Genomic DNA, 291 nt, shown 5'->3' with positions numbered 1-291 from the left:
TACCCGCGACCGTGGTGATGGAAGCAGAAGTACCAGAAATAGCCGAAGTAGTAGCTGTCACGGTTGTAGCAGTACCTGAAACGGTATGCGAAGTGAAAACCACCGTAGCAATCCCACTAGCATTGGTGGTTGAAGTAGCAGAAGCAAAACTACCGTTAGCATCAGACTTAGTCCAAGTAACGGTTTGTCCCGAAGTAGCAACTGGATTGTCATTGGCATCGGCTAACTGAGCCGAAATGATTACGGTAGCACCCGCCACAGGAGAAGAAGACGAAGAAGTAACGATGTACT

Annotated in this window: 1 protein-coding gene; it reads right to left on the bottom strand. The window is 48.5% G+C overall.

Annotated elements, in window-relative coordinates; all coding sequences use genetic code 11:
* The coding region (locus EWU23_RS14465) for an invasin domain 3-containing protein (protein ID WP_166233205.1) at positions 1–291 on the bottom strand (291 nt) is incomplete at both ends.

The organism is Aquirufa beregesia, from assembly GCF_011090385.1.
Classification (GTDB): domain Bacteria; phylum Bacteroidota; class Bacteroidia; order Cytophagales; family Spirosomataceae; genus Aquirufa; species Aquirufa beregesia.
This window is presented reverse-complemented; position numbering and strand designations above follow the sequence as displayed.